Consider the following 19965-nt stretch of genomic DNA (forward strand, 5'->3'; position numbering starts at 1 on the left):
CGGTCCGTTCACGAAGGGACTCACCGGCGGACCGGGTCAGCGGCCGGCGACATGGCACGCATGAGATCGGCGGTTGTCGGTGCGCCCTGCCAGTCACCGGGCACAGTGCAGGCCAGGGCTCCGCACACTGCTGCTGCCGCCAAGCTCTCCGGGACGGTATGACCCGTCATGGTGTGCGCGAGATACCCGGCGACGAAAGCGTCTCCGGCGCCGACGGTGTCGACTGAGGTGACCTGGTGCGGGTGTTGACGGTGGAATTCACCGCCGACCGATGCTGCCGCCCCCTCCTCGCCCAGCTTGACCACCGCGTAGCCGCGTGCGAGCGCAGTCATTGCCTCGCACGTTGCGCGTAGATCTCGGGCGCCGGTGAACATGTGGGCCTCGTCGAGGCCGGCGAAGACGATATCGGCCTGGCCGAGCATCGGTGTGAGGATCTCTGCTGCGGTCTGCTGATCCCACAGTGCGCTGCGGTAATTGACGTCGAACGAGATGGGGATGCCGCGAGCATGGGCAAGCGCGAGGATGTGCTCGACCGTGGCGCGGCAACTCTCGCTCAGCGCCGGTGTGATCCCGGAGAGGTGGACATATGTCGCGCCGTCGAGCACGCCTTCATCAATATCAGCTGGCGTGAGCGCGGTCGCTGCGCTTGTCGAGCGGTAGTAGAGAACTTCGGTGTGCGTTATCGAATGCCGGTTCTTGATCATCAGGCCGGTGGGTCGGCTCGGCTCGCGGCACGCGACGACACGAACGTGCTCAGCTGTCAGTTCGCGCTCGATGAGATCGCCGATGGCGTCTGCGCCCAGCCTCGATATCCAGGTCGAGCGTATCCCCAGGCGAGCAACCCCGATCGCCACGTTCGACTCGGCACCGCCGATGGACAGGGCCAGGTGGGTTTGGTGTCGCAGGGGGCCGGGGGAGGGGGAGGCGAGCAGGCCCATCGTCTCGCCGACGGTGACCAGAGAAGGAATGCGTTGCGTCATCGGCTTGCGTTTCGCACGGCAACTGCGGCGCGGGTACGTAGGCCCGCGTCGTCTCCGCTTCGGTGATAGTCCCCCTGCAATACCGAGCCGAGGCCGACCGCCCGGGCCCCGGCATCGAGCCAGTCGCCGATGTCCTCGAGTCCGATGCCGCCGGTGGGGATGAGAGGGATGTCTGGCAGCGGCGCCCTGATGTCGCGGAGGTAGCCGATGCCGAGCCGGCCGGCCGGAAACAATTTCACCGCCGTCACTCCGGCTGCCCAGGCGGCGCACACCTCGGTGGGGGTGAAAGCGCCTGGGTAGACCTCGAGGCCAAGAGCAGTCGCCGCGCGTACGACAGCCAGGTCGGTGTGGGGCGAGACGACGAATGACGCTCCGGCGCTTGAAGCCTCGTGCACTTGGGTTACGGTCGTGACCGACCCGGCGCCGACGACGACGTCGTCGGGTGCAGATTCCCGGATGCTGCGGATGGCGTCGATCCCGCCTGCCGTGGACAGGGTGACTTCGATACGCCGGAATCCCTCGTCGACGAGAATGGCGGCAAGAGTGGGAAACGACTCCGCAGTGGGAGCTCGAAGGACTGCGAGGAGTCGATCAGCGGACTGGCTCATGATGCGAGGTTCCGTTCGGATTGGGGCGGACTGTCAGGCGCCGGTGAAGCGTGCGTGTCGCTTGTGGACGAAGGCGTCGATACCCTCGCGGCCGTCGGCGCTGTCGAACAGACGGCCGAGCGCGCTCTGCTCGGCGGTCAACGCGGCACGGCGATCACTGACGATTCCGTCATCGATCACCCGCTTTGCCTCCCGGACCGCACGTGGCGCACTGGTCGCCAGAGTGGTTGCGAAATCGATTGCGCGGGGCAGCAATTGCTCGGCGTCAGTGACCTCGATCAGGAGATCGCGCCGCAGCGCCTCATCCGGTCTGATGGTCCGACCCGTCATCACGATCTCTTTGGTGAATCGGGCACCCGCGCTCTGCGCAAGGCGCTGCGTCCCACCGCCCCCGGGTATCAAGCCGAGTTTGACTTCGGGTAGGGCGAAGCGCGCGTGCTCGGACGCGATGATGAAGTCGCAGCACAGGGCCAGCTCGAAACCGCCGCCGAACGCGTAGCCGTTGACTGCGGCGACGGTGGGCTGCGGTAGGGCCTCCAATGACTCGAACACGCGGCGGGATGTGAGCTGATACTCGCTGAACTCCTCGACGGAGGCCTGAAAGTACTCGCCGACATCGGCGCCTGCGATGAATCCGCGCCCGGTGCCGGTCAGTACGACCGCTCGGATGGTGCGGCTGCTTCTGATCCGGGCGATCTGTACGCCTAGCGCGGCCACCAGGTCACCCGAGAGAGCGCCGAGCTTCTCTACCCGGTCGATACGCAGGACACGGATGGCAGCGCCGTCTTCGACACTGTGGTCTTCGACTGCCAGGTGGGGGTGGGGGTACTCAATGGTGTTTGAGGTCATGCCTTTCCCCTTCCGAGAAGCTCTGCGGTGTGTTCACCCACCCGCGGCGGTGACAGGCGCTGCTGCCACGGGGTTGCACTGAGTTTGATGGGGCACCCGACGAGCTCGATCGGGGTGCCCGCTGGGCCATCCACGGTGACGAGTAGGTCGGAGTCGATATCGCGCAGCTCGTCGACGGCCTCCTTGGTGGTGCGCACCGCGGCGGCCCAGATGCCCGCGGGGACAAGGATGTCGAGCCAGTGTCGGGTGGTGTTCGTTCGGATCGTCCGCTCGATGCTCTGCTTGGCGATATCTCGTTCGGTCCAGGCGTCGAACCCGGCCAGTTCGGGCTGTTCCAGTGCGGCGGCGATGTCCTCGAGTGGCGCCATTGCGATGGCCATCCAGCCGTCGCTGGTCTCGTATACCCCGAACGGGGCGGACAGCCACGACTGTCCGATCCCGGATTCGGATCGTTGGTACTCGGTGTTCTGGTTGACCTGCGCCGAGATCTCCTGGCACTGCATGGCGATGGCGACCGAGTACAGGTCGACCTCCACCCGCTGGCCGACCCCATGGGTGTCTCTGGCGATGATCGCCGCGAGGATTCCGTTGGCGAGCGTCAGCGCAGTGGCGTGATCGACGATCGCGGTGCCGGCGGGGGTTGGCGGATCGCCGCGCCGGCCCGTCGAGGCGGCAAGCCCGGACATGGCTTGGATCAGCAGATCTTGTCCGGGCCGACCCTCCCTGGCCAGCGCGGTGTCCTGGCCCCAGCCTGATCCCGAGCAGTAGATGATGTCGTCCCTGACGGCCTTGAAGTCGTTGTAACCCAGTCCGAGACGGTCCATCACGCCCGGTCGGAAGTTCTCGACGACGACATCGCAGGTAGCCGCCAGTTCGAGAAGTGCCGCGCGGGTGCTGGGCTGTTTGAGATCGAGAGCGATCGAGCGTTTGTTGCGATTCATCGCGAGGAAGGCGGCCGACTGCCCGGAAACGTAGCCACCCATCATTGCCAGGTCGCGTTCCCATTCACCATCGGGCCTCTCCACCTTGATGACGTCGGCACCGAGGTCAGCGAGCAGTTGGGTGGCGAACGGGCCCAGCATCATCTGAGTGAAGTCAAGGATGCGGATGGAGTCGAGTGCTTGCATGGCTCAGTCCTTCTCTGGTTGGGACAGGCGATTCCGCAGCGCGGTGCGGTCGAGCTTGCCGGCTGGATTGCGTGGGAGTTCGTCGACAACGTGCACGGCTACCGGCTTCTTGTAGCCGGCGATGCGCCGGGCGCACGCCGCGGCGATACGGTCTGACAGCGATTCCGGGTCGAGTCCACGTGACGCCGGCTCGAGCACCACGGCAGCGGTGACGCCTTCTCCCCACACGGGGTGGGGCAGCCCGAGGACTGCTGCCTCGCGCACGTCGTCGAGCGCGGTGAGCACGCATTCGACTTCGGCGGGATGGACATTGAAGCCGCCGCTGACAATCACGTCGGTGCTGCGGCCGAGCAGGTGAACGTATCCATCGCTGTCGATTCGGGCCAGATCACCGGTGCGAAACCAGCCGTCAGACAGCACTTCTGCGGTCAGTCCGGCCCGGTTCCAGTATTCGGGCATCACGGTGTCTGCCCGAACGACGACCTCTCCGTCGACTATGCGGAGTTCAACACCCCTGCAGACGCGTCCGGCAGAACTCAACCTGTTGGGATCGGTGGTCGAGTGATCCTCTGGTGTCAGGACCGTCAGGGGAGCGAGCGCTTCGGCCAGACCGTAGAACTGGACCAGTGTGCCGGGAAAAGTGTTGTGTGCCAACCGCAGCACCTCGAGTGAGATCGGTGAGCCACCGTAGGGTATCGCGCGAAGTCCGGCCGGTGCCCAGTGGGATTCCACCGCGGCTCGGGTGATGCGTTCGAGCATGACGGGGGCCAGCGGCAACACGGTCACCCCGAACGAGTCGATCGCCTTGAGCACCACATGGGGGTCGAACTTCGACATGGTCACCGTCGCCGCACCGCACACCGCGCTGTCAAGTCCGATGGAACCGCCGAAGTGCGTCATCGGGGCGACCGCCAGCACCACATCGTCTGGACTCAATGGTGGCAGCTGATCAAGCGCGCGATTCGTCTGCGCTACCCACGTGCGGTGGGTGACGACGGCGGCCTTTGGCCTTCCGGTGGTCCCCGAGCTGTACATCAGCATCGCGATGTCATTGGGCTCCGGCGCGGGCCAGGAGATCTTCGAAGCTGACGGCTGACCGCTCAGCGACGAGGGCGACAGTACGCCGGGACCTGGCTCGTCATCGCATACGAAAAGGACCGCAGAACATCGCATCTCGTCGAGCGCGGCACGAATAGCGTCATGCGCCTCGGCTGTGCAGCAGACTGTGCTGGCCTCACAGTCGATCGCGATGGCGGCGACCTCGCGTGGATGCAACCGCGGTGACAGCGCCACCCTCACCAGCCCGGAGCCGAGGACTGCACGTTCCAGGATTCGCAGGATCATGCTGTTGGACAGCACCAACATGACCCGATCGCCGGGTACGGCGCCGTGTGCGGCCCAGAGCGCGGTGGCGGCTCGGGCGAGTTCAGCGACATCGTTGAACGTCAGCGCGTCGCTGGATCCGGTTGCCGAGCACAGTGCACGGTGATTGCCATGCAGCCCTTCGACCGCGGCAAGTTGCGCTGCCACCGTGGCGGGGCCCTCAGCTGTGGACATGCTCGCGCCACAGTCGATTGATGACGGTTACCACGTCACCGGCGGGGGTGCCAGCAGTGATCGATGCGTGCACAGCGTGCGAGGCTGCGTGTTGGTATGCCGGGTATCCCCGGAGCCGCGGCCGCAGAAAGGCCCGGTCCATCGTGGCCAATGTGCCGCGGTAGAAATCGCTTACCTGCTCGTTGATGCGGCTGTCGGTCCACACCGAACGGCGGCCTGCCTGACCGCCTGCTGCGCTGTACAGACCCTGCTGAATCGGACCGGACGTTGCATAGCGAACGAATTCAGCTGCCTCGGAGCCGAATTCCGATCCAGCCGATACCGACAGCCCAACTCCCCCCGTCAGGGTGCCGACGGATGCGTTGATGCAGCCGAGGGTCGGGGCGTCAGTGAATGTGACGACCTCTCCACGGTCCGTGGGCTGCGAGTAGGTGATGTATCCGAATACCAACGGGCTGTAGATGGCGACGTCGGTGGGATCCGCCAGTCGCTCGAGCACGGTGATCGGATCGCACCGCAGTGATTCCGGTGCGCAGTGCCGTAGCACCGCCGCGGTGTGCCCGAGCGCCGCGGTGAGCACGCCGGTGTCGATCCCGGAATCGCTGAACCAGTCCGGACGGCCGTCCGCGCGCCGACTCCGTTGGTGGCTGGAATCGGCGTCGGCGACGGCTTCGCACACGGATAACAAGGTGCCCCACAGATGCGTGGGATTTGCGGCAATTAGTACCTTTTCGCGTCCGTGGTGGTGTGCGAACTGCTCCACCGCGTCCCAGTGCGTCGGCACCTCGGCGATTTCCACGCGATCCTGCTGATGCGCGCTGACCATGCAGGCCGCATCGACCGCACCGCCCCACAGTCGCCCGTCCCACTGATAACTGGCGTGACTGGGTCCTGCCGAATCGTTCATACGATCCGCGATGTCGTCGGGTGACCAGAAGTCATCGAGCGCGGCCAACGCGCCGCCCGCCACGGCGTCACCGATGAATGGATGGTCGAGCGCCACCAGGTCGTAGTCACCGGCGAGGTCGACGATGGGAACCTCTTCAAATGCCTTGAGCGGCCGGGGCGTCCACTGCACCGCGATGCCGGTCTCGCGACGGAACTGCGCTGCGCACGCGGAAAGCGCGGCGACTCCGCGGGGATGATCCCAAGTGATTCCGCGAAGCGGTCGGCTTCCGGCGCCGGACCGGCGGGACTCCTGCACAGCACAACCTCCTCAGTTGGTAATACGATTTACCACCGGGGAAGGATTTGTCAAGACGAGTGTGGTGAACCCAGTTAGCGGCCGGGTCGGGGTGGCGCGGCGGACGCGCGTACCACCAGGGCCGGCGCCGGATCGGCGATGCGCTCGTGGCGCGCTGGCCCATCGTCCAGTTGCTCGAGCATCAAAGTGACAGCGCGCACGCCGAGTTCGAACAGGGGGAGGCGGACCACCGTCAATGTGGGACGAAGGAACTCGGCCAAGGCCATGTCGTGCAATCCGATGACCGACAGATCGCCCGGAACATCGACCCCGGCGTCGTTCGCCGCAGCCAGGGCGCCAACCGCGGAGAACGAGTTCGCGATGAACACCGCGGTGGGCCGGTGGGGCGTCGCGAGCAGCGTGCTCATTCCGCGGTACCCCGCCTCCGGTGTGTGGCCACCAGCGACGACGCGCGTGTCAGGTGCGGGAAGTCCGGCTGCCGCAAGCGAATCTGCCCAGCCTTTGCGCCGTGGGCTGGTGCGGTTCGCCGGCCCGTCGACGTGCAACAGGCCGATGTCGCGGTGGCCGAGTTCGATGAGATGCGAGACGGCGAGCCGGGCAGCGCCGTAGTCATCAACCGCCACGCTGCCGATGGTGCCGCGGGAGCGGTCATTGAGCAGCACAGTCGGCACCCGTTCGGCGGCGATCTTCGCCACCGGGGCGTCGGACGCGGTGCCGGCGCGTTGGAGTAGAAGACCGTCGATCGCCCCGCTGGCCACGACACGCTGGAACAGGGTGCGATCGGTCGCCAGGGCATCGACGTCGGCCAGCATCAGGGCATAACCGGCTCGGGTCGCCTCAGCCTGTGCCCCCGCGATGATCTGGCTGTAGATCGGGTTGCTCGCGTCGTGGACCGCTAGGCCGATCACCCCGACCTTGGCCTTTCGCAGTGCTCGGGCGGCGAAGTTGGGTGTGTAGTCGAGCTCAGCGGCGGCCTGGCGAACTCGCTGTTTGGTCTCCTCGCGGGCCCGCAGCGTCTCGTCGCCATTGAGAAGTCGGGACACCACACCGGGCGACACACCGGCCAGTCGTGCCACGTCGGCCGCGGTAGCCGTCGACCCTCTTGAAGGTGTCGCCACGCGTTGCCTCCCGATCGATCTAACCCTGGTCCGGCGAGCTTTACCTTACGGTGGGCGACCCGCGGCTTCCCGACCGAACCTGACGATTCGCTTCGCGTCCGGACACCGGCGGCGGGTTGTGCGTCGCACGCATGGCGTGAATTACCAAGGCGCAGAACGATGGCCACGATCGGCGGCGCCGGAGGCCTGAATTTCATCGGGTCGTTGACAGTGATCCGAGTCATATCGTAGGGTCTGGTAAATCGTATTACCAACCAGGCTGAGGTGGCCGCGTAGCCGTCGCAGCCCGCACCGCCTATCGTCGCCACTTCCATAAGGAGGCCTGTGAACACCGCAGAAACCACCCCGCGGCCAGTCGGAAAACCCAAGATCATCGCCGCGGCGGCCGCCGGCAACTTCGTCGAGTGGTACGACTTCGCGATCTACGGCTACTTCGCGCCCGTTCTCGCCGAGGTGTTCTTTCCCAAATCCAATGGCTTGAACGGATTGTTGGCCACCTTGGCGGTATTCGGTGCGGCATTCGTGCTGCGCCCGATCGGGGCCCTGGTGTTCGGCAACCTCGGTGATCGCAGAGGCCGGCGGTGGGTGCTGTCGGTCGTCATCTTGACCATGGCAGGCGCGACCACGCTGATCGGACTGCTGCCGTCGTATGACGCTGTCGGCGTCCTCGCTCCACTCGCACTCATCGTGTTGCGCCTGGTCCAGGGCTTCTCCGCCGGTGGCGAGTTCGGCGGCGCGGCGTCGTTGCTCTTCGAACACTCGACACCGGACAAGCGGGGTCTTTTCGGATCGGTTCAGCCCGCCAGCATCGTGGCCGCATTAGCCGTTTCTGCCGGGTTGGGCACCGCCCTGACGTCGAGCATGTCCGAAGAGTTCCTTCACTCGACGGGGTGGCGCATCCCGTTCCTGCTCGCGCTTCCCCTTGGCATCATCGGTTGGTACATCCGGCGCCACATCGACGAGACGCCCGCGTTCGCCCAGATGCGGGACGAGGGCAGGGTCTCCGAACATCCCGTGCGAGACGTGTTCCGAGGGCATTGGCGAATGATCCTGGCCGGTACGGCAGCCATAGTGTCGTGGACCGCGGGCGGATACGCCACCCTGCAGTTCCTGCCCGCATTCTTCGGCGGCGTCCTGCACCGGCCGTTGTCGGAAGGGCTGACGGCATCGCTCGTCGGTTTGACCGCCTACGCGGGATTCATCGTTCTCGGCGGCTGGCTTGCCGATCGCATCGCCCGGTGGAAGGTCATGACTGTCGGCGCGGTCGGACTGGCCGTGGTCGCAGTTCCGGGGTATTACCTGCTGATTCAAGGCGGAGCGATCCGGATTGGTGTCGCGGTCGTGCTCTTCGCGATCTTCCTCGGCCTCACCGCCGGCCCCACCACCGCGATGCTGTCCGAACTGATACCCGACAATGTGCGGGCCTCATATCTGTCGATCGTCTACGCCGTAGCCAATGCCGCCTTCGGTGGCTTCGCCCCCTATATCGTCACGGCACTGATCTCCTCCAGTGGAAGCCTGCTTTCACCGGCCTGGTATCTCATCGCACTGCAGCTGTGCGCTGTGGGCGGCCTGATCGCAGTCGGGGTTCATCACCGGAACCGGGCCCGAACGCCAGCGGTCCCCGTGGCGTAGGGAGTCGAGCTAGCCGAGCAAGCGCTTGGTTGATACTCTGGGTGGGTGGAGAAGGCGCCGCTCAGCCGCCGTGACGAGTTGTTAGACCTCGCCGCGACGATGTTCGCCGAGCGCGGTCTGCGCGCCACCACCGTGCGCGACATCGCCGACTCGGCGGGAATCCTCTCCGGCAGTCTCTATCACCACTTCAAGTCCAAGGAGCAGATGGTCGAGGAGGTCCTGCGCGACTTCCTCGACTGGCTGTTCGCGCGCTACCAGCAGATCGTCGAGACCGAACCCGACCCGTTGGCGCGTGTCACGGGGCTCTTCATGACCTCGTTCGAGGCGATCGAGCACCGCCACGCCCAGGTCGTCATCTACCAGGACGAGGCTAAGCGCCTGTCGTCGCTGCCGCAGTTCGACTTCGTCGACGAGCGCAACCGCGAACAGCGCAGCATGTGGGTGGACATCCTGAAGCAGGGCGTCGCGCAGGGCTGTTTCCGACCCGACCTCGACGTCGACCTCGTCTACCGCTTCATCCGCGACACCACCTGGGTCTCGGTCCGCTGGTATCAGCCAGGCGGGCCGCTCACGGCCGAGCAGGTCGGCCGCCAGTACCTCGCCATCGTTCTTGGCGGCATCACGACAGAAGGAGTCTAGAAATGGCCGAGGCGTACATCATCGACGCTGTGCGAACCGCGGTTGGTAAGCGCAATGGATCGCTGGCCGGCCTGCACCCCGTCGACCTCGGAGCCACCGTCTGGCGTGGGCTGTTCGAGCGCAACGACGTCGACCCGGGTGCCGTCGACGACGTGATCGCCGGCTGCGTCGACGCCATCGGTGGCCAGGCGGGCAACATCGCACGGCTGTCGTGGCTGGCCGCGGGCTTCCCCGAGGAGGTGCCCGGCGTCACCGTCGACCGTCAGTGCGGGTCGAGCCAGCAGGCCATCTCCTTTGGCGCACAGGCGATCTTGTCGGGTACCGCCGACGTCATCGTCGCCGGTGGCATGCAGAACATGAGCCAGATTCCGATCAGCTCCGCGATGATCGTCGGCGAGCAGTTCGGCTTCACATCGCCCACCAACGAGTCCAAGAGTTGGCTGCACCGCTACGGCGACCAGGAGATCTCGCAGTTCCGGGGCTCCGAGATGATCGCCGAGAAGTGGAACCTGTCGCGCGAGGAGATGGAGCAGTTCTCGCTGACCAGCCACCAGCGTGCGCAGGAGGCCATCCGCGCCGGGCACTTCGAGAAGGAGATCATCTCGGTAGACGGCTTCGTCACCGACGAAGGTCCGCGGGATACCTCGCTGGAGAAGATGGCCGGGCTCAAGACCCTCGTCGAGGGCGGCCGCCTGACCGCAGCGATGGCGAGCCAGATCTCCGATGGCGCCAGCGCGGTACTTCTCGCGTCCGAGAAGGCGGTCAAGGAGCACGGGCTGAAGCCGCGGGCTCGCATCCACCACATCAGCGCCCGTGGTGCCGACCCGGTGTTCATGCTGACCGGCCCGATCCCGGCGACGCACTTCGCGCTGGAGAAGACCGGGCTGTCGATCGACGATATCGACACCATCGAGATCAACGAGGCCTTCGCGCCCGTCGTGATGGCATGGCTCAAGGAGACCGGCGCCGACCCGGCGAAGGTAAACCCCAGCGGCGGCGGTATCGCGCTCGGACATCCGCTCGGCGCGACCGGTGCCAAGCTGTTCGCCACCATGCTGAACACCTTGGAGCGCACAGGCGGTCGCTACGGCCTGCAGACGATGTGTGAGGGCGGCGGCACCGCCAACGTCACCATCATCGAGCGCCTCTAGGTTTCCCGCCGAGTCTTCGCGCCGTTGTGAATCTGACGACGTTTCGAGGCCGATTTCGTCGTCAGATTCACAAACGAGCGGCGGTTGGCCGAGGCGTGCCTGTGGATAACCGCGACGCGGGGACTTAACGCGTCAGACCTCGCACGCAGGCTGCGAGGCGTGGGCGACATACCGTGGCCGTTCGTCGGCGCTGAGGCGTTATCCAGCGCCGCCATCCCCGAGCGCGCGATGCGCAAGTCCTATGAGCCGCTGTATCCCGGCGTGTACGTGCCGCGAGGTGTCGAAGTCTCGGCACGACAGCGCGCCGAGGCCGCGTGGCTGTGGTCGAAGCGCCGCGGTGTCGTGGCGGGCCAGTCGGCCGCCGCGATGCTCGGCGTCAAATGGGTCGACGGGAGACACCCAGCCGAGCTGATCCATGACAACCGGAAGTCGCCGGCGCGGCTCGTCGTCCGCACCGAGTCGCTCGCACCGGGGGAGACGCTGAACCTCGGCGCGATGGCTGTAACCACCCCTGCCCGAACGGCATTCGATACCGGTCGCCACACCGCCGGCCGCGTTCAGGCCGTGCAACGTCTCGACGCGCTGGCCAATGCGACCGGTGTGAAGGTCGTCGATGTCGAGGCTGTCATCGCTGCCCACCCGGGAGCCAGAGGCCTGCCGCGTCTACGGCGGCTGCTTCCGCTGATCGACGGTGGCGCCGAGTCGCCGCAGGAGACAGTCGCGAGGCTGGCGCTCATTGACGCGGGACTGCCTGCCCCGCGAACCCAGGTGGAGATCTTCGATGAGTTCGGCGGATTCGTCGCGCGTGTCGACATGGCCTACGACGACGTGAAAGTGGCGATCGAGTACGACGGTCCGCAGCACTGGAGCGAACCCGCCGTACGACAACGCGATATCGACAAGCAGTTCGAGCTGACCCGGCTGGGCTGGTGCGTGATCAGGGCCAGCCGCGACTTGCTCAAGTTCCGGCGTGCGACCTACGTGTCACGCGTCGAGAACGCGCTGCTCGAGCGGGGCTTCACGTGGTGAGACGGCGCGTTTGTGAACCTGACGACGCTGAGCGGCCGATTTCGTCGTGAAATTCACAAATGGTGGTGTGGGTCAGTGGTCGTGAATGACGACGCCGCGGATGTTGCGGCCCGCGAGCATGTCGTCGTAGGCCTCGTTGATGTCGTTCAGCTTGTACTCCGCGGTCACGGCTTCGTCGAGGAGTAGCTTGCCGTCGCGGTACAGGCTGAGTAGCCGGGGGATGTCTGCCCGCGGGTTGGCCTCGCCGTAGAGGCTGCCCAGCAGGCGCTTCTGGAAGAGCGTGAAGAACGCCATCGGCAGCGTCGGCGTGACGTCGGCCATCGACGCGATCGCCGTCAACACCACCGCGCCGCCCTTGCGGACGATGTCGAGCGCCTCGCCGATCATCGGGCCCTCCGCGACGCCCACCGTGAGCAGGGCGGAATCCGCCATCACGCCCCGCGTCAGGTCGGCGACCAACGCCATTGCCTCTGGCATCGACGTGACGAAATGGGTGGCTCCGAACTGGAAAGCCTTGTCGCGCTTACTTTCCACGATATCGACCACGACGATCTTCTCTGCGCCTGCAAGCTGGGCACCCTGGATCGCACCGCTGCCGACGCCGCCGCAGCCGATCACAACAACCGTGTCACCGGGGCTGACCCGCGCGGTGTTGACTGCCGATCCCCAACCGGTGGTGACGCCGCAGCCAATCAGGCACGCCCGAGACAGCGGGATGTCGTCGTCGATCTTGACCAGCGAGGTCTCCGACACCGTGCCGTACTGCGCGAAGGTACCCAGCAGGGAAGCGGCGCCGACGTCTTGGCCCCGCACGTGTCGGCGGTACGTGCCGTCGACCTGGGTTCCGGTCAGGATGAGCGCGCCGAGGTCACACAGGTTCTGATGTCCGCTGGCGCACCAGCGGCAGCGGCCGCATGCCGGCAGGAACGAAGCGACGACGTGGTCGCCGGGTTTCAGGTCCCGGACGCCGGGGCCGACCTCTCGCACGATCCCGGCGCCCTCGTGGCCGCCGATGAACGGAAAGGGCGCGGGGAGGTCTCCGGTTCGCGCGTGGTGGTCGGAGTGGCAGAGCCCGGTCGCCTCGAACGACACCAGGACCTCGCCCTCCTGCGGGCCGTCGAGTTCTACCTCCTCGACGCTCCAGTCGGTGTTCACGTCCCACAACACGGCCGCATTCATCTTCATGTGCTCGTCCCCCGCACAGTTGTCCGTGAGCCGAGTAGTAGGAACGCCGCGGGCCCGCAGAGCCGTTTTCGCAGCTTCGAGGTGTCAGTGCGTCGCGGCGACCAAGGCCAGGCTGCCGAACGCCAGGATCCAGCTGGCAAGGCTGCCTACCAGGAAGTACTCGGTGACGTCATCGATTCCGACGCGCTCGGCGTTGCCGTCGCGGTCGCGCTTGGAGCTGATCTCGGGGAACCGGATGATGCTCTTGGCCGCCACCACCGCCGACGCCATGGTCAGTTGGCCGGCCAGGCCCAGCCCGACGATGAGGAGACGCTCCATCGGACCAAGCAGCCGGCCGCCCTTCAGCTGATCCGATGCCTGCGGCTGGCCGGCGGGCTTGACCGCGCCCACCGAACCGAGGACCAGTCGTACCACCTGATTGGCCGTCGCCAGTTGCACCAGCAGCACGCCGAGCACCATCAATACGCGGCCAGGTGAGGCATCCAGTCCCACCCACGACGTCCAGCGGCCGATGAGGCCACCGACATCGGATGCCCAGCCGGACAACAGGATCAGCACCGCGATAGTCATCCCGAACACCACCAGCGGCGTCGCCTGATACCGACCGGTCCGCTCGGCGCGCTCGCATGTCACCTGCCATCCGACGCACGCGATGGCCGCGATCGCAAGCAGCACAAGGTCACCGAGGTGCCAGAGCCCGGCCGGCAGCGCAACGCCCACCAGGACTGTCATACCGATCAGCGGCGGCAGCCACGTCGTGCGGATCAGCCGCCGGCTGATGTCACCAACGCCGACGGCGATGAGCAACACCGCCAGCATGCTCATCGGATCTCCGAGAGGTATTGCGAGGCAAGCACGATGAGGTCCAGACCGTCGCGGCTCACGCGCTGGGAGACCGCCGACGGGCTGATCTTCTCCGCGGCGGCGAGATCCTTCTTCGACCGGTTGGACATGAGACCTCTCAGGATGCGGATGGACCGTTCATCGAGTGATCCAAACATGTGGTCCCGACACATCAGTGCGGCGTTGACGGTGTCGGCGGACGGTCCGTCGCTCCCGACGTTGCGGTAGGTGATGCGCACCAGGGCGAGTCCCGGTTGCCGTTGCGCGTCGGCGGTCCACTCGATCGCGGCCCGTGCCGACCACCAGCCGGGGCCGTCCTGGATTCCGGTGGCCTCGTCGAGCACGCTGACCGCGCCCCACCCGATACCGAATCTGACGTCCACCTCGGGGGCGACCGCGAGACGCACCGCCCATGCCGCGGCGATGGCCTCGCCGACGGTGGCGTAACTGCCCTGAAACTCGTCGCCGACTGTGAACGCCGGGGCGTCGATCGCGTTGTGGGCGACGGCGCGCAGGACTGCGGTCAGGTCGTGGTGCAACGCGCGCCGGTCGGCGGAACCGCGTGAGTCCACGACGTCACCGATCAGCGTCGCTCTCGATGAACCTGACGGCTGCACATCGGCCATATGAAGACAATAGCTTAATTCGGATCAAATGAAGCTATTTACTTCACTATGGCTGAATGAAGGAGGACGCTTCAGTCAAGTGCCTCACGGCGTCGGCCACGATCGAGTCGATCAGCTCGGCGCACGACGGCAGGTCGTCGATGATGCCCGCCACCTGCCCCGATGCCAGCACACCGGCGTCGGTGTTGCCCTCGACGAGGCCGGCCTTCAGCAGCATCGGCGTGTTACCGGCCATCACGACCTGCGACCAGGTCAGTTCCTTGCCGTGCCGCATGGCCAGTCCGTCGCTGATCATCGATTTCCAGCTGCGGCCGGACATCTTCTTGAACTTCTGGGCGTTGCCGATCGCGGCGGTGAAACCGCGCACGGGTGATCCGCTCTCCAGCTTCTCGACCAGGCCGGTTCGCAGCACGCGGTGCGGCATGCCGTCGACGCGGGTCGACACCACGGTGCCGTCCAGGCCGGCGTCCAGGTAGCGCCGCTTGACCGCGTCGGGCACCGTCGAGTCCGACGTCAGCAGGAACCGGGTCCCCATGCCGACGCCGGCCGCACCGTAGGACAGTGCGGCGGCCAGGCCGCGGCCGTCGAAGAAGCCACCGGCGGCGATGACCGGTATCCCGGTGTCCTTAACGGCATCGAGCACCGAGGGCAGCAGCAGGGTGGTGGCGACCGGGCCGGTGTGCCCACCGCCCTCGCCGCCCTGCACCATGACCGCGTCGGCGCCCCAGCTGGCCACCTTCTTGGCGTGCTTGGCCAGCCCGACCGACGGGATCACCACGACGCCCGCATCTTTGAGCTTGGCGATCAGCTCGGGCTTGGGTGCCAAAGCGAAGGAGGCGACTTTGACTCCTTCGCGGATCAGAAGGTCGACGCGATCATTGGCGTCGCCGAGGTCGGCACGCATGTTGATGCCGAAGGGTTTGTCGGTGGTGGCCTTGACCTTGGTGACGGCGGTCTGCAGCTCCTCGAGCGTCATGGTGGCTGAGGCCAGGATGCCCAGTCCGCCGGCGTTGGAGGTCGCAGCGACCAGCCGCGCACCCGCGACCCAGCCCATACCGGTCTGCACGACCGGATGCTCGATGCCGACCAGCTCGGTCAGCGGTGTGCGCAGCTTGCCCATGATCAGACCTTGACTTCCTTGTCCCGCAGCGACTTGGGATCGATGACCTCGCGCAGCAGCCTCTGCTCTTCGTCGGTGGGCAGGCGCGTGGTGTCGGCGGAGTCCAGGCCGTGCACCTCGAAGCCGGTGTTCTCGGCGACCTGCTGAGCGTCGACGCCGGGGTGCAGCGACACCGCCCGCATCTGACGGTCGGGACCGTTGAAGTCGAACACGCCGAGGTTGCTCACCACCCGGAACACGTTGACGAACCGATAGGCGGGGTTATCGGGGTCAACCTTGTCCCAGCCGATGCCCGACACGATGTCGACGTTGTCGCCGAACACGCGCGCCGAGTGGTTGCCGACCCAGTAGCTGGTGGCGTGGTTGATGGTGTTGCCGGGCGCGCCACGGACACCGAACATCTGACGCTTCGGGTGCTGAACCGGGCCGAACGCCGACAGGTTCTGATTGCCGTAGCGGTCGATCTGGTTGGCGCCCATGACGACGTGGCGCCGACCCCAGGCCAGCGTCTCGAAGACTCGGCCGAACGGCATCCAACCCTCGATGGCGCCGGTCGCGCCGATGGCGGGGGTATCGGCCAGCAGTCGGGCCTCGCCATCGCTGAGCACGATGTCGGGGGAGAACGTCAGCCGGGCCAGGCGAGCACCGACCGACACGATGGTCGTCATCGGGCTCACCATGATCTCGCCTGCATCGCGGAACAGTTCGGCGCACGCGACGGCGCACACCTCGGCTCGGGTCACGGAGATCACTTGGACGCCTCCTTTGCGGCGGCTTGCTCTTCGGCGAACTTGCGGACTGCGGCCTGGTAGTCGGCCTCGCTACCGGACAGGTAGGTGGCGACGAACTCCTGCCACGTCTCGTCGGAGCCTGCGGCTTCGGCGTAGTGGCGTTGGAACTTCTCGTCCCGCTTGTAATCGGGTTCGGCGGTGGTGAAGTGGGCTCCACCGGGTGCCTCGACGACGGAGTCGACCATCATCCGGTTGATCAGGAGTGCTTGCGGCGGCACCGACTTGATGAGTTCCTCGGTGGACACGACGCGCTCCACGCTCAGGAAGCGACGTTGCGCGGCCATCAGGTACAGGTCGTCGAAGTACGGGTCGATCCCGGTGTAGGCCGCATTGCCCTGTGCGTCACCGAGGTTCATGTGCACGAACGCCGCGTCGAGGTTCAGCGCGGGCATCGCGATCAGTTCCTCGAAGTGCCCATCGGTGGGGTAGGGCGAGGTGACGGTCTTCAGCTCGTCGCCCCAGAACGCTCGGACGTCGCTGCCGAGTCCGGCGCGGATCGGCAGGAACGGCAGCCGCTGTGCCGCGGCCTGCAGTCCGCACCGCACCATGCCCTCGTCCATCTCGCGGGCCTCGATCGCACCGGTGGTGCGGGCCTTGGCGAACCAGGGGTCGTAGAACGGCGGCGAGTCCAGCGAGACGAAGCCGTAGTAGGCGCGCTTGACCTTGCCTGCCGAGCACAGCAGTCCGAGATCGGGACCGCCGTAGGTCACAACGGTCAGATCGGTGACGTCGGTGCGCAACAGAGCCCGCACGAAGGCCATCGGCTTGCGCCGCGATCCCCAGCCACCAATACCGATGGTCATACCGCTCTCGATGGACGAGACGGCCTCGTCCAGAGTGGTCCGTTTGTCTGCCATTACTTCCCCGCTCGCTTCGCTCGTGCCCGCCGAATCATTACTTCTCGGATCCCTTCTTCGTTCCAGCGAACGCGTCGCGGTGCTCGTCGGACACCCCAGCCAGGTTGAGTTCGAAGGTGAAGCCCTGCTCCATCCGGTACCTGGCGTTGACCGGCTGGACGTCGATGTAGTTGAGCGCCTCCTTGGCGGCGCGGATCACCCGGGTGTCCTTGCTGGCGATGTCGCGAGCCACCCGAAGCGCGGACTCGTCGAGGTCTGCGCGCGGCACGACCTCGTGCACCGAGCCGAAGTGATGCAGGGTCTGCGCATCCACGGTGGCGGCTGTGTAGAACAGTCGCCGCATCATGTGCTGGGGGACGAGGCGCGACAGGTGGGTGGCCGCGCCGAGTGCGCCGCGTTCCACCTCCGGCAGCCCGAACGTGGCGTCATCGGAGGCGACGATGACGTCGGCGTTGCCGACCAGTCCGATACCGCCGCCGACGCAGAAGCCGTTGACGGCCGCGACGACCGGCACCTCACACTCGTAGACCGAGCGGAACGCGTGGAAGCAGCCGCGATTGGCGTCGATGAGCGCTGTGAAGCCCTCGGTGTTCTGCATCTCCTTGATGTCGACGCCGGCGTTGAAGCCGCGGCCCTCGGCGCGCAGGATCACCACGTGGGTGCTGCGGTCGCGGCCCGCCGCGGTGATGGCGTCGCCGAGTTCGAACCATCCCCGTGACGGGATGGCGTTGACCTTTGGATAGTCGACGGTGACCGAGACGATGCCCGGTTCGACCGTTTTGGTGGTGATCGTCATGCGAATACCTCAGCTACTCCGGGGGGTGGCTACCTAAGCAAGCACTTGCTTGGTACGCTAGCACAGTGACCGACGGGGCTGGAATCAATCTGCAACTGGGTGGCCGGGTAGTTCTGGTGACCGGCGGCGTACGAGGGGTCGGCGCCGGTATCAGTGCCGTGTTCGCCGATCAGGGGGCGACCGTCGTGACGTGTGCCCGACGCCCCGTCGAAGGCTCGCCCTATGAGTTCCACTCCTGCGACGTCCGTGACGACGACTCGGTGAAAGCGCTCATCGACGCCATCGTCGGTAAGCACGGCCGCCTCGACGTCGTGGTCAACAACGCGGGCGGATCGCCCTACGTTCTGGCCGCCGACGCGTCGGCGAAGTTCAACAGCAAGATCATCGAACTCAACCTCCTTGGCCCGCTGTCGGTTTCGCAGCATGCGAACGCTGTCATGCAGAACCAGGACAGCGGCGGGACAATAGTCAACGTCTCTAGCGTCAGCGGAGGCCGGCCAACCCCGGGCACCGCCGCCTACGGTGCGGCCAAGGCGGGCGTGGACAACCTGACCAAGACGCTGGCCGTGGAGTGGGCGCCGAGGGTTCGGGTGAACTCCGTCGTCGTGGGGATGGTCGAGACCGAGCAGTCCGAACTCTTCTACGGCGATGCCGACTCGATCGCGGCGATCTCACGCAACGTCCCCCTCGGCCGGTTGGCCAAGCCGACTGACGTCGGCTGGGCGACCGCGTTCCTGGCCTCTGACGCCGCGTCATACATCAGCGGCGCATCGCTCGAGGTGCACGGCGGTGGCGAGCCGCCGCACTACCTGTCCACAACCACTGCTGACATCAAATAGCGCATCTTCGAACATATAGGGAGACAACGAATATGGGACTGCTTGACGGACGTGTGGTCATCGTGACGGGCGCGGGTGGCGGCCTCGGCCGGGCGCACGCCCTGGCATTCGCCGCCGAGGGTGCCCGTGTCGTGGTCAACGACATCGGCGTGGGACTGGACGGCTCGGCCGCAGGTGGCGGTAGTGCCGCGCAGGGCGTCGTCGATGAGATCGTCGCCGCCGGTGGGGAAGCCGTCACCAGTGGGGCGAACGTCGCCGACTGGGCGCAGGCCGAGGGCCTGATCCAGACCGCGGTCGACGCGTTCGGCGGGCTCGACGTGTTGGTCAACAACGCAGGCATCGTGCGGGACCGGATGTTCGCCAACACCAGCGAGGAGGAGTTCGACGCCGTCACGGCGGTTCACCTCAAGGGACACTTCGCCACGATGAAACACGCTGCGGCGTACTGGCGGGCGCAGTCCAAGGCGGGCAACGCGGTCGACGCACGCATCATCAACACCAGCAGCGGTGCGGGTCTGCAGGGCAGCGTGGGGCAGGCCAACTACAGCGCCGCCAAGGCGGGTATCGCCGCGCTGACACTGGTGGCCTCCGCCGAGATGGGCCGCTACGGCGTGACCGTCAACGCCATCGCACCGTCGGCACGCACCCGGATGACCGAGACTGTGTTCGCCGACATGATGTCGACGCAGGAGTCCGCGTTCGACGCCATGGCGCCGGAGAACGTCTCACCCCTGTTGGTGTGGCTGGGCAGCGTCGAGTCCCGCGAGGTCACCGGCCGCGTGTTCGAGGTCGAGGGCGGCATCATCCGCGTCGCCGAGGGCTGGGCCCGCGGGGGCGAGGTCGACAAGGGCGCCCGTTGGGACCCAGCCGAACTGGGCCCCGTGGTGTCGGACCTGCTGGCGAAGTCGCGGACGCCGCTGCCGGTCTTCGGCGCCTGACCTGGGCGCTAGGCCACGTCCGAACTGGCAACGACGTACACGCACAACAGCCAGAGCACCCCGGCCGTCGCCC

Annotated in this window: 20 protein-coding genes; 6 read left to right on the forward strand and 14 right to left on the reverse strand. The window is 66.4% G+C overall.

The window, feature by feature from the left end; all coding sequences use genetic code 11:
* Positions 1-20: 20 nt before the first annotated feature.
* The 7 genes from ACZY0X_RS21650 to ACZY0X_RS21680 all read right to left on the reverse strand — a co-directional run bounded on the left by ACZY0X_RS21650 (position 21) and on the right by ACZY0X_RS21680 (position 7401).
* A complete protein-coding gene (locus ACZY0X_RS21650; RefSeq protein ID WP_463773276.1) occupies positions 21-980 on the reverse strand; it encodes a sugar kinase in 960 nt (319 codons plus the stop codon).
* Positions 977-1588, reverse strand: coding sequence for a bifunctional 4-hydroxy-2-oxoglutarate aldolase/2-dehydro-3-deoxy-phosphogluconate aldolase (locus ACZY0X_RS21655; RefSeq protein WP_463773278.1), 612 nt, complete (start codon positions 1586-1588; stop codon positions 977-979). The genes ACZY0X_RS21650 and ACZY0X_RS21655 overlap by 4 nt, the downstream gene beginning before the upstream one ends.
* A 33-nt stretch (positions 1589-1621) precedes the next feature.
* The gene (locus ACZY0X_RS21660; RefSeq protein WP_463773279.1) at positions 1622-2437 is read right to left on the reverse strand and encodes an enoyl-CoA hydratase/isomerase family protein; all 816 of its coding nucleotides are present in this window, start codon (positions 2435-2437) and stop codon (positions 1622-1624) included.
* Positions 2434-3564, reverse strand: coding sequence for a CaiB/BaiF CoA transferase family protein (locus ACZY0X_RS21665; RefSeq protein ID WP_463773280.1), 1131 nt, complete (start codon positions 3562-3564; stop codon positions 2434-2436). The genes ACZY0X_RS21660 and ACZY0X_RS21665 overlap by 4 nt, the downstream gene beginning before the upstream one ends.
* 3 nt (positions 3565-3567) lie before the next feature.
* A complete protein-coding gene (locus ACZY0X_RS21670; RefSeq protein ID WP_463773282.1) occupies positions 3568-5121 on the reverse strand; it encodes a class I adenylate-forming enzyme family protein in 1554 nt (517 codons plus the stop codon).
* Positions 5108-6325 (reverse strand): hypothetical protein, encoded by a 1218-nt coding sequence (locus ACZY0X_RS21675; protein WP_463773283.1) that lies wholly within the window; start codon positions 6323-6325, stop codon positions 5108-5110. Before ACZY0X_RS21675 ends, ACZY0X_RS21670 begins: the two co-directional genes overlap by 14 nt.
* A 74-nt stretch (positions 6326-6399) precedes the next feature.
* The gene (locus ACZY0X_RS21680; RefSeq protein ID WP_463773285.1) at positions 6400-7401 is read right to left on the reverse strand and encodes a LacI family DNA-binding transcriptional regulator; all 1002 of its coding nucleotides are present in this window, start codon (positions 7399-7401) and stop codon (positions 6400-6402) included.
* 366 nt (positions 7402-7767) lie between these two features.
* Between ACZY0X_RS21680 and ACZY0X_RS21685 the strand changes: the two genes are divergently transcribed.
* From ACZY0X_RS21685 to ACZY0X_RS21700, 4 genes are all read left to right on the forward strand, one after another.
* Positions 7768-9078 (forward strand): MFS transporter, encoded by a 1311-nt coding sequence (locus ACZY0X_RS21685; protein WP_463773286.1) that lies wholly within the window; start codon positions 7768-7770, stop codon positions 9076-9078.
* Between the two features lie 45 nt (positions 9079-9123).
* Positions 9124-9717 (forward strand): TetR family transcriptional regulator KstR2, encoded by a 594-nt coding sequence (kstR2, locus tag ACZY0X_RS21690; RefSeq protein ID WP_354523035.1) that lies wholly within the window; start codon positions 9124-9126, stop codon positions 9715-9717.
* A gap of 2 nt (positions 9718-9719) precedes the next feature.
* Positions 9720-10868: a steroid 3-ketoacyl-CoA thiolase FadA6 gene (gene fadA6 / locus ACZY0X_RS21695; RefSeq protein WP_463773287.1), complete on the forward strand. Its 1149-nt coding sequence runs from the start codon at positions 9720-9722 to the stop codon at positions 10866-10868.
* 159 nt (positions 10869-11027) lie between these two features.
* Positions 11028-11897, forward strand: a complete 870-nt coding sequence (locus ACZY0X_RS21700) for an endonuclease domain-containing protein (RefSeq protein WP_463773289.1) — start codon at positions 11028-11030, stop codon at positions 11895-11897.
* A gap of 72 nt (positions 11898-11969) precedes the next feature.
* On the opposite strand, the gene ACZY0X_RS21705 is transcribed toward ACZY0X_RS21700, so the two are convergent.
* The 7 genes from ACZY0X_RS21705 to echA20 form a co-directional block, all read right to left on the reverse strand.
* Positions 11970-13082 (reverse strand): NDMA-dependent alcohol dehydrogenase, encoded by a 1113-nt coding sequence (locus tag ACZY0X_RS21705; RefSeq protein WP_463773290.1) that lies wholly within the window; start codon positions 13080-13082, stop codon positions 11970-11972.
* Positions 13083-13166: 84 nt separating this feature from the next.
* Positions 13167-13907, reverse strand: coding sequence for a hypothetical protein (locus ACZY0X_RS21710; RefSeq protein ID WP_463773291.1), 741 nt, complete (start codon positions 13905-13907; stop codon positions 13167-13169).
* On the reverse strand, positions 13904-14551 hold the full coding sequence (locus tag ACZY0X_RS21715; protein ID WP_463773293.1) for a SatD family protein: 648 nt from the start codon (positions 14549-14551) through the stop codon (positions 13904-13906). The genes ACZY0X_RS21710 and ACZY0X_RS21715 overlap by 4 nt, the downstream gene beginning before the upstream one ends.
* Before the next feature lie 46 nt (positions 14552-14597).
* Positions 14598-15671: a (3aS,4S,5R,7aS)-5-hydroxy-7a-methyl-1-oxo-octahydro-1H-indene-4-carboxyl-CoA dehydrogenase gene (gene ipdC, locus ACZY0X_RS21720; RefSeq protein WP_463773294.1), complete on the reverse strand. Its 1074-nt coding sequence runs from the start codon at positions 15669-15671 to the stop codon at positions 14598-14600.
* A 2-nt stretch (positions 15672-15673) separates the two neighbouring features.
* Entirely contained in the window at positions 15674-16423 is a 750-nt protein-coding gene (ipdB, locus tag ACZY0X_RS21725; RefSeq protein WP_463773295.1) for a cholesterol ring-cleaving hydrolase subunit IpdB, read from the reverse strand.
* The gene (ipdA, locus tag ACZY0X_RS21730; RefSeq protein WP_463773296.1) at positions 16420-17319 is read right to left on the reverse strand and encodes a cholesterol ring-cleaving hydrolase subunit IpdA; all 900 of its coding nucleotides are present in this window, start codon (positions 17317-17319) and stop codon (positions 16420-16422) included. The genes ipdB and ipdA overlap by 4 nt, the downstream gene beginning before the upstream one ends.
* Positions 17320-17356: 37 nt before the next feature.
* Positions 17357-18115 (reverse strand): (7aS)-7a-methyl-1,5-dioxo-2,3,5,6,7,7a-hexahydro-1H-indene-carboxyl-CoA hydrolase, encoded by a 759-nt coding sequence (gene echA20, locus ACZY0X_RS21735; RefSeq protein ID WP_463773298.1) that lies wholly within the window; start codon positions 18113-18115, stop codon positions 17357-17359.
* 65 nt (positions 18116-18180) lie between these two features.
* Between echA20 and ACZY0X_RS21740 the strand changes: the two genes are divergently transcribed.
* Positions 18181-18954 (forward strand): SDR family oxidoreductase, encoded by a 774-nt coding sequence (locus ACZY0X_RS21740; protein ID WP_463773299.1) that lies wholly within the window; start codon positions 18181-18183, stop codon positions 18952-18954.
* A gap of 32 nt (positions 18955-18986) precedes the next feature.
* The gene (locus ACZY0X_RS21745) at positions 18987-19892 is read left to right on the forward strand and encodes an SDR family oxidoreductase (protein ID WP_463773300.1); all 906 of its coding nucleotides are present in this window, start codon (positions 18987-18989) and stop codon (positions 19890-19892) included.
* Positions 19893-19965: the final 73 nt, after the last annotated feature.

It is taken from the genome of Mycobacterium sp. IDUB_39, assembly GCF_055419205.1.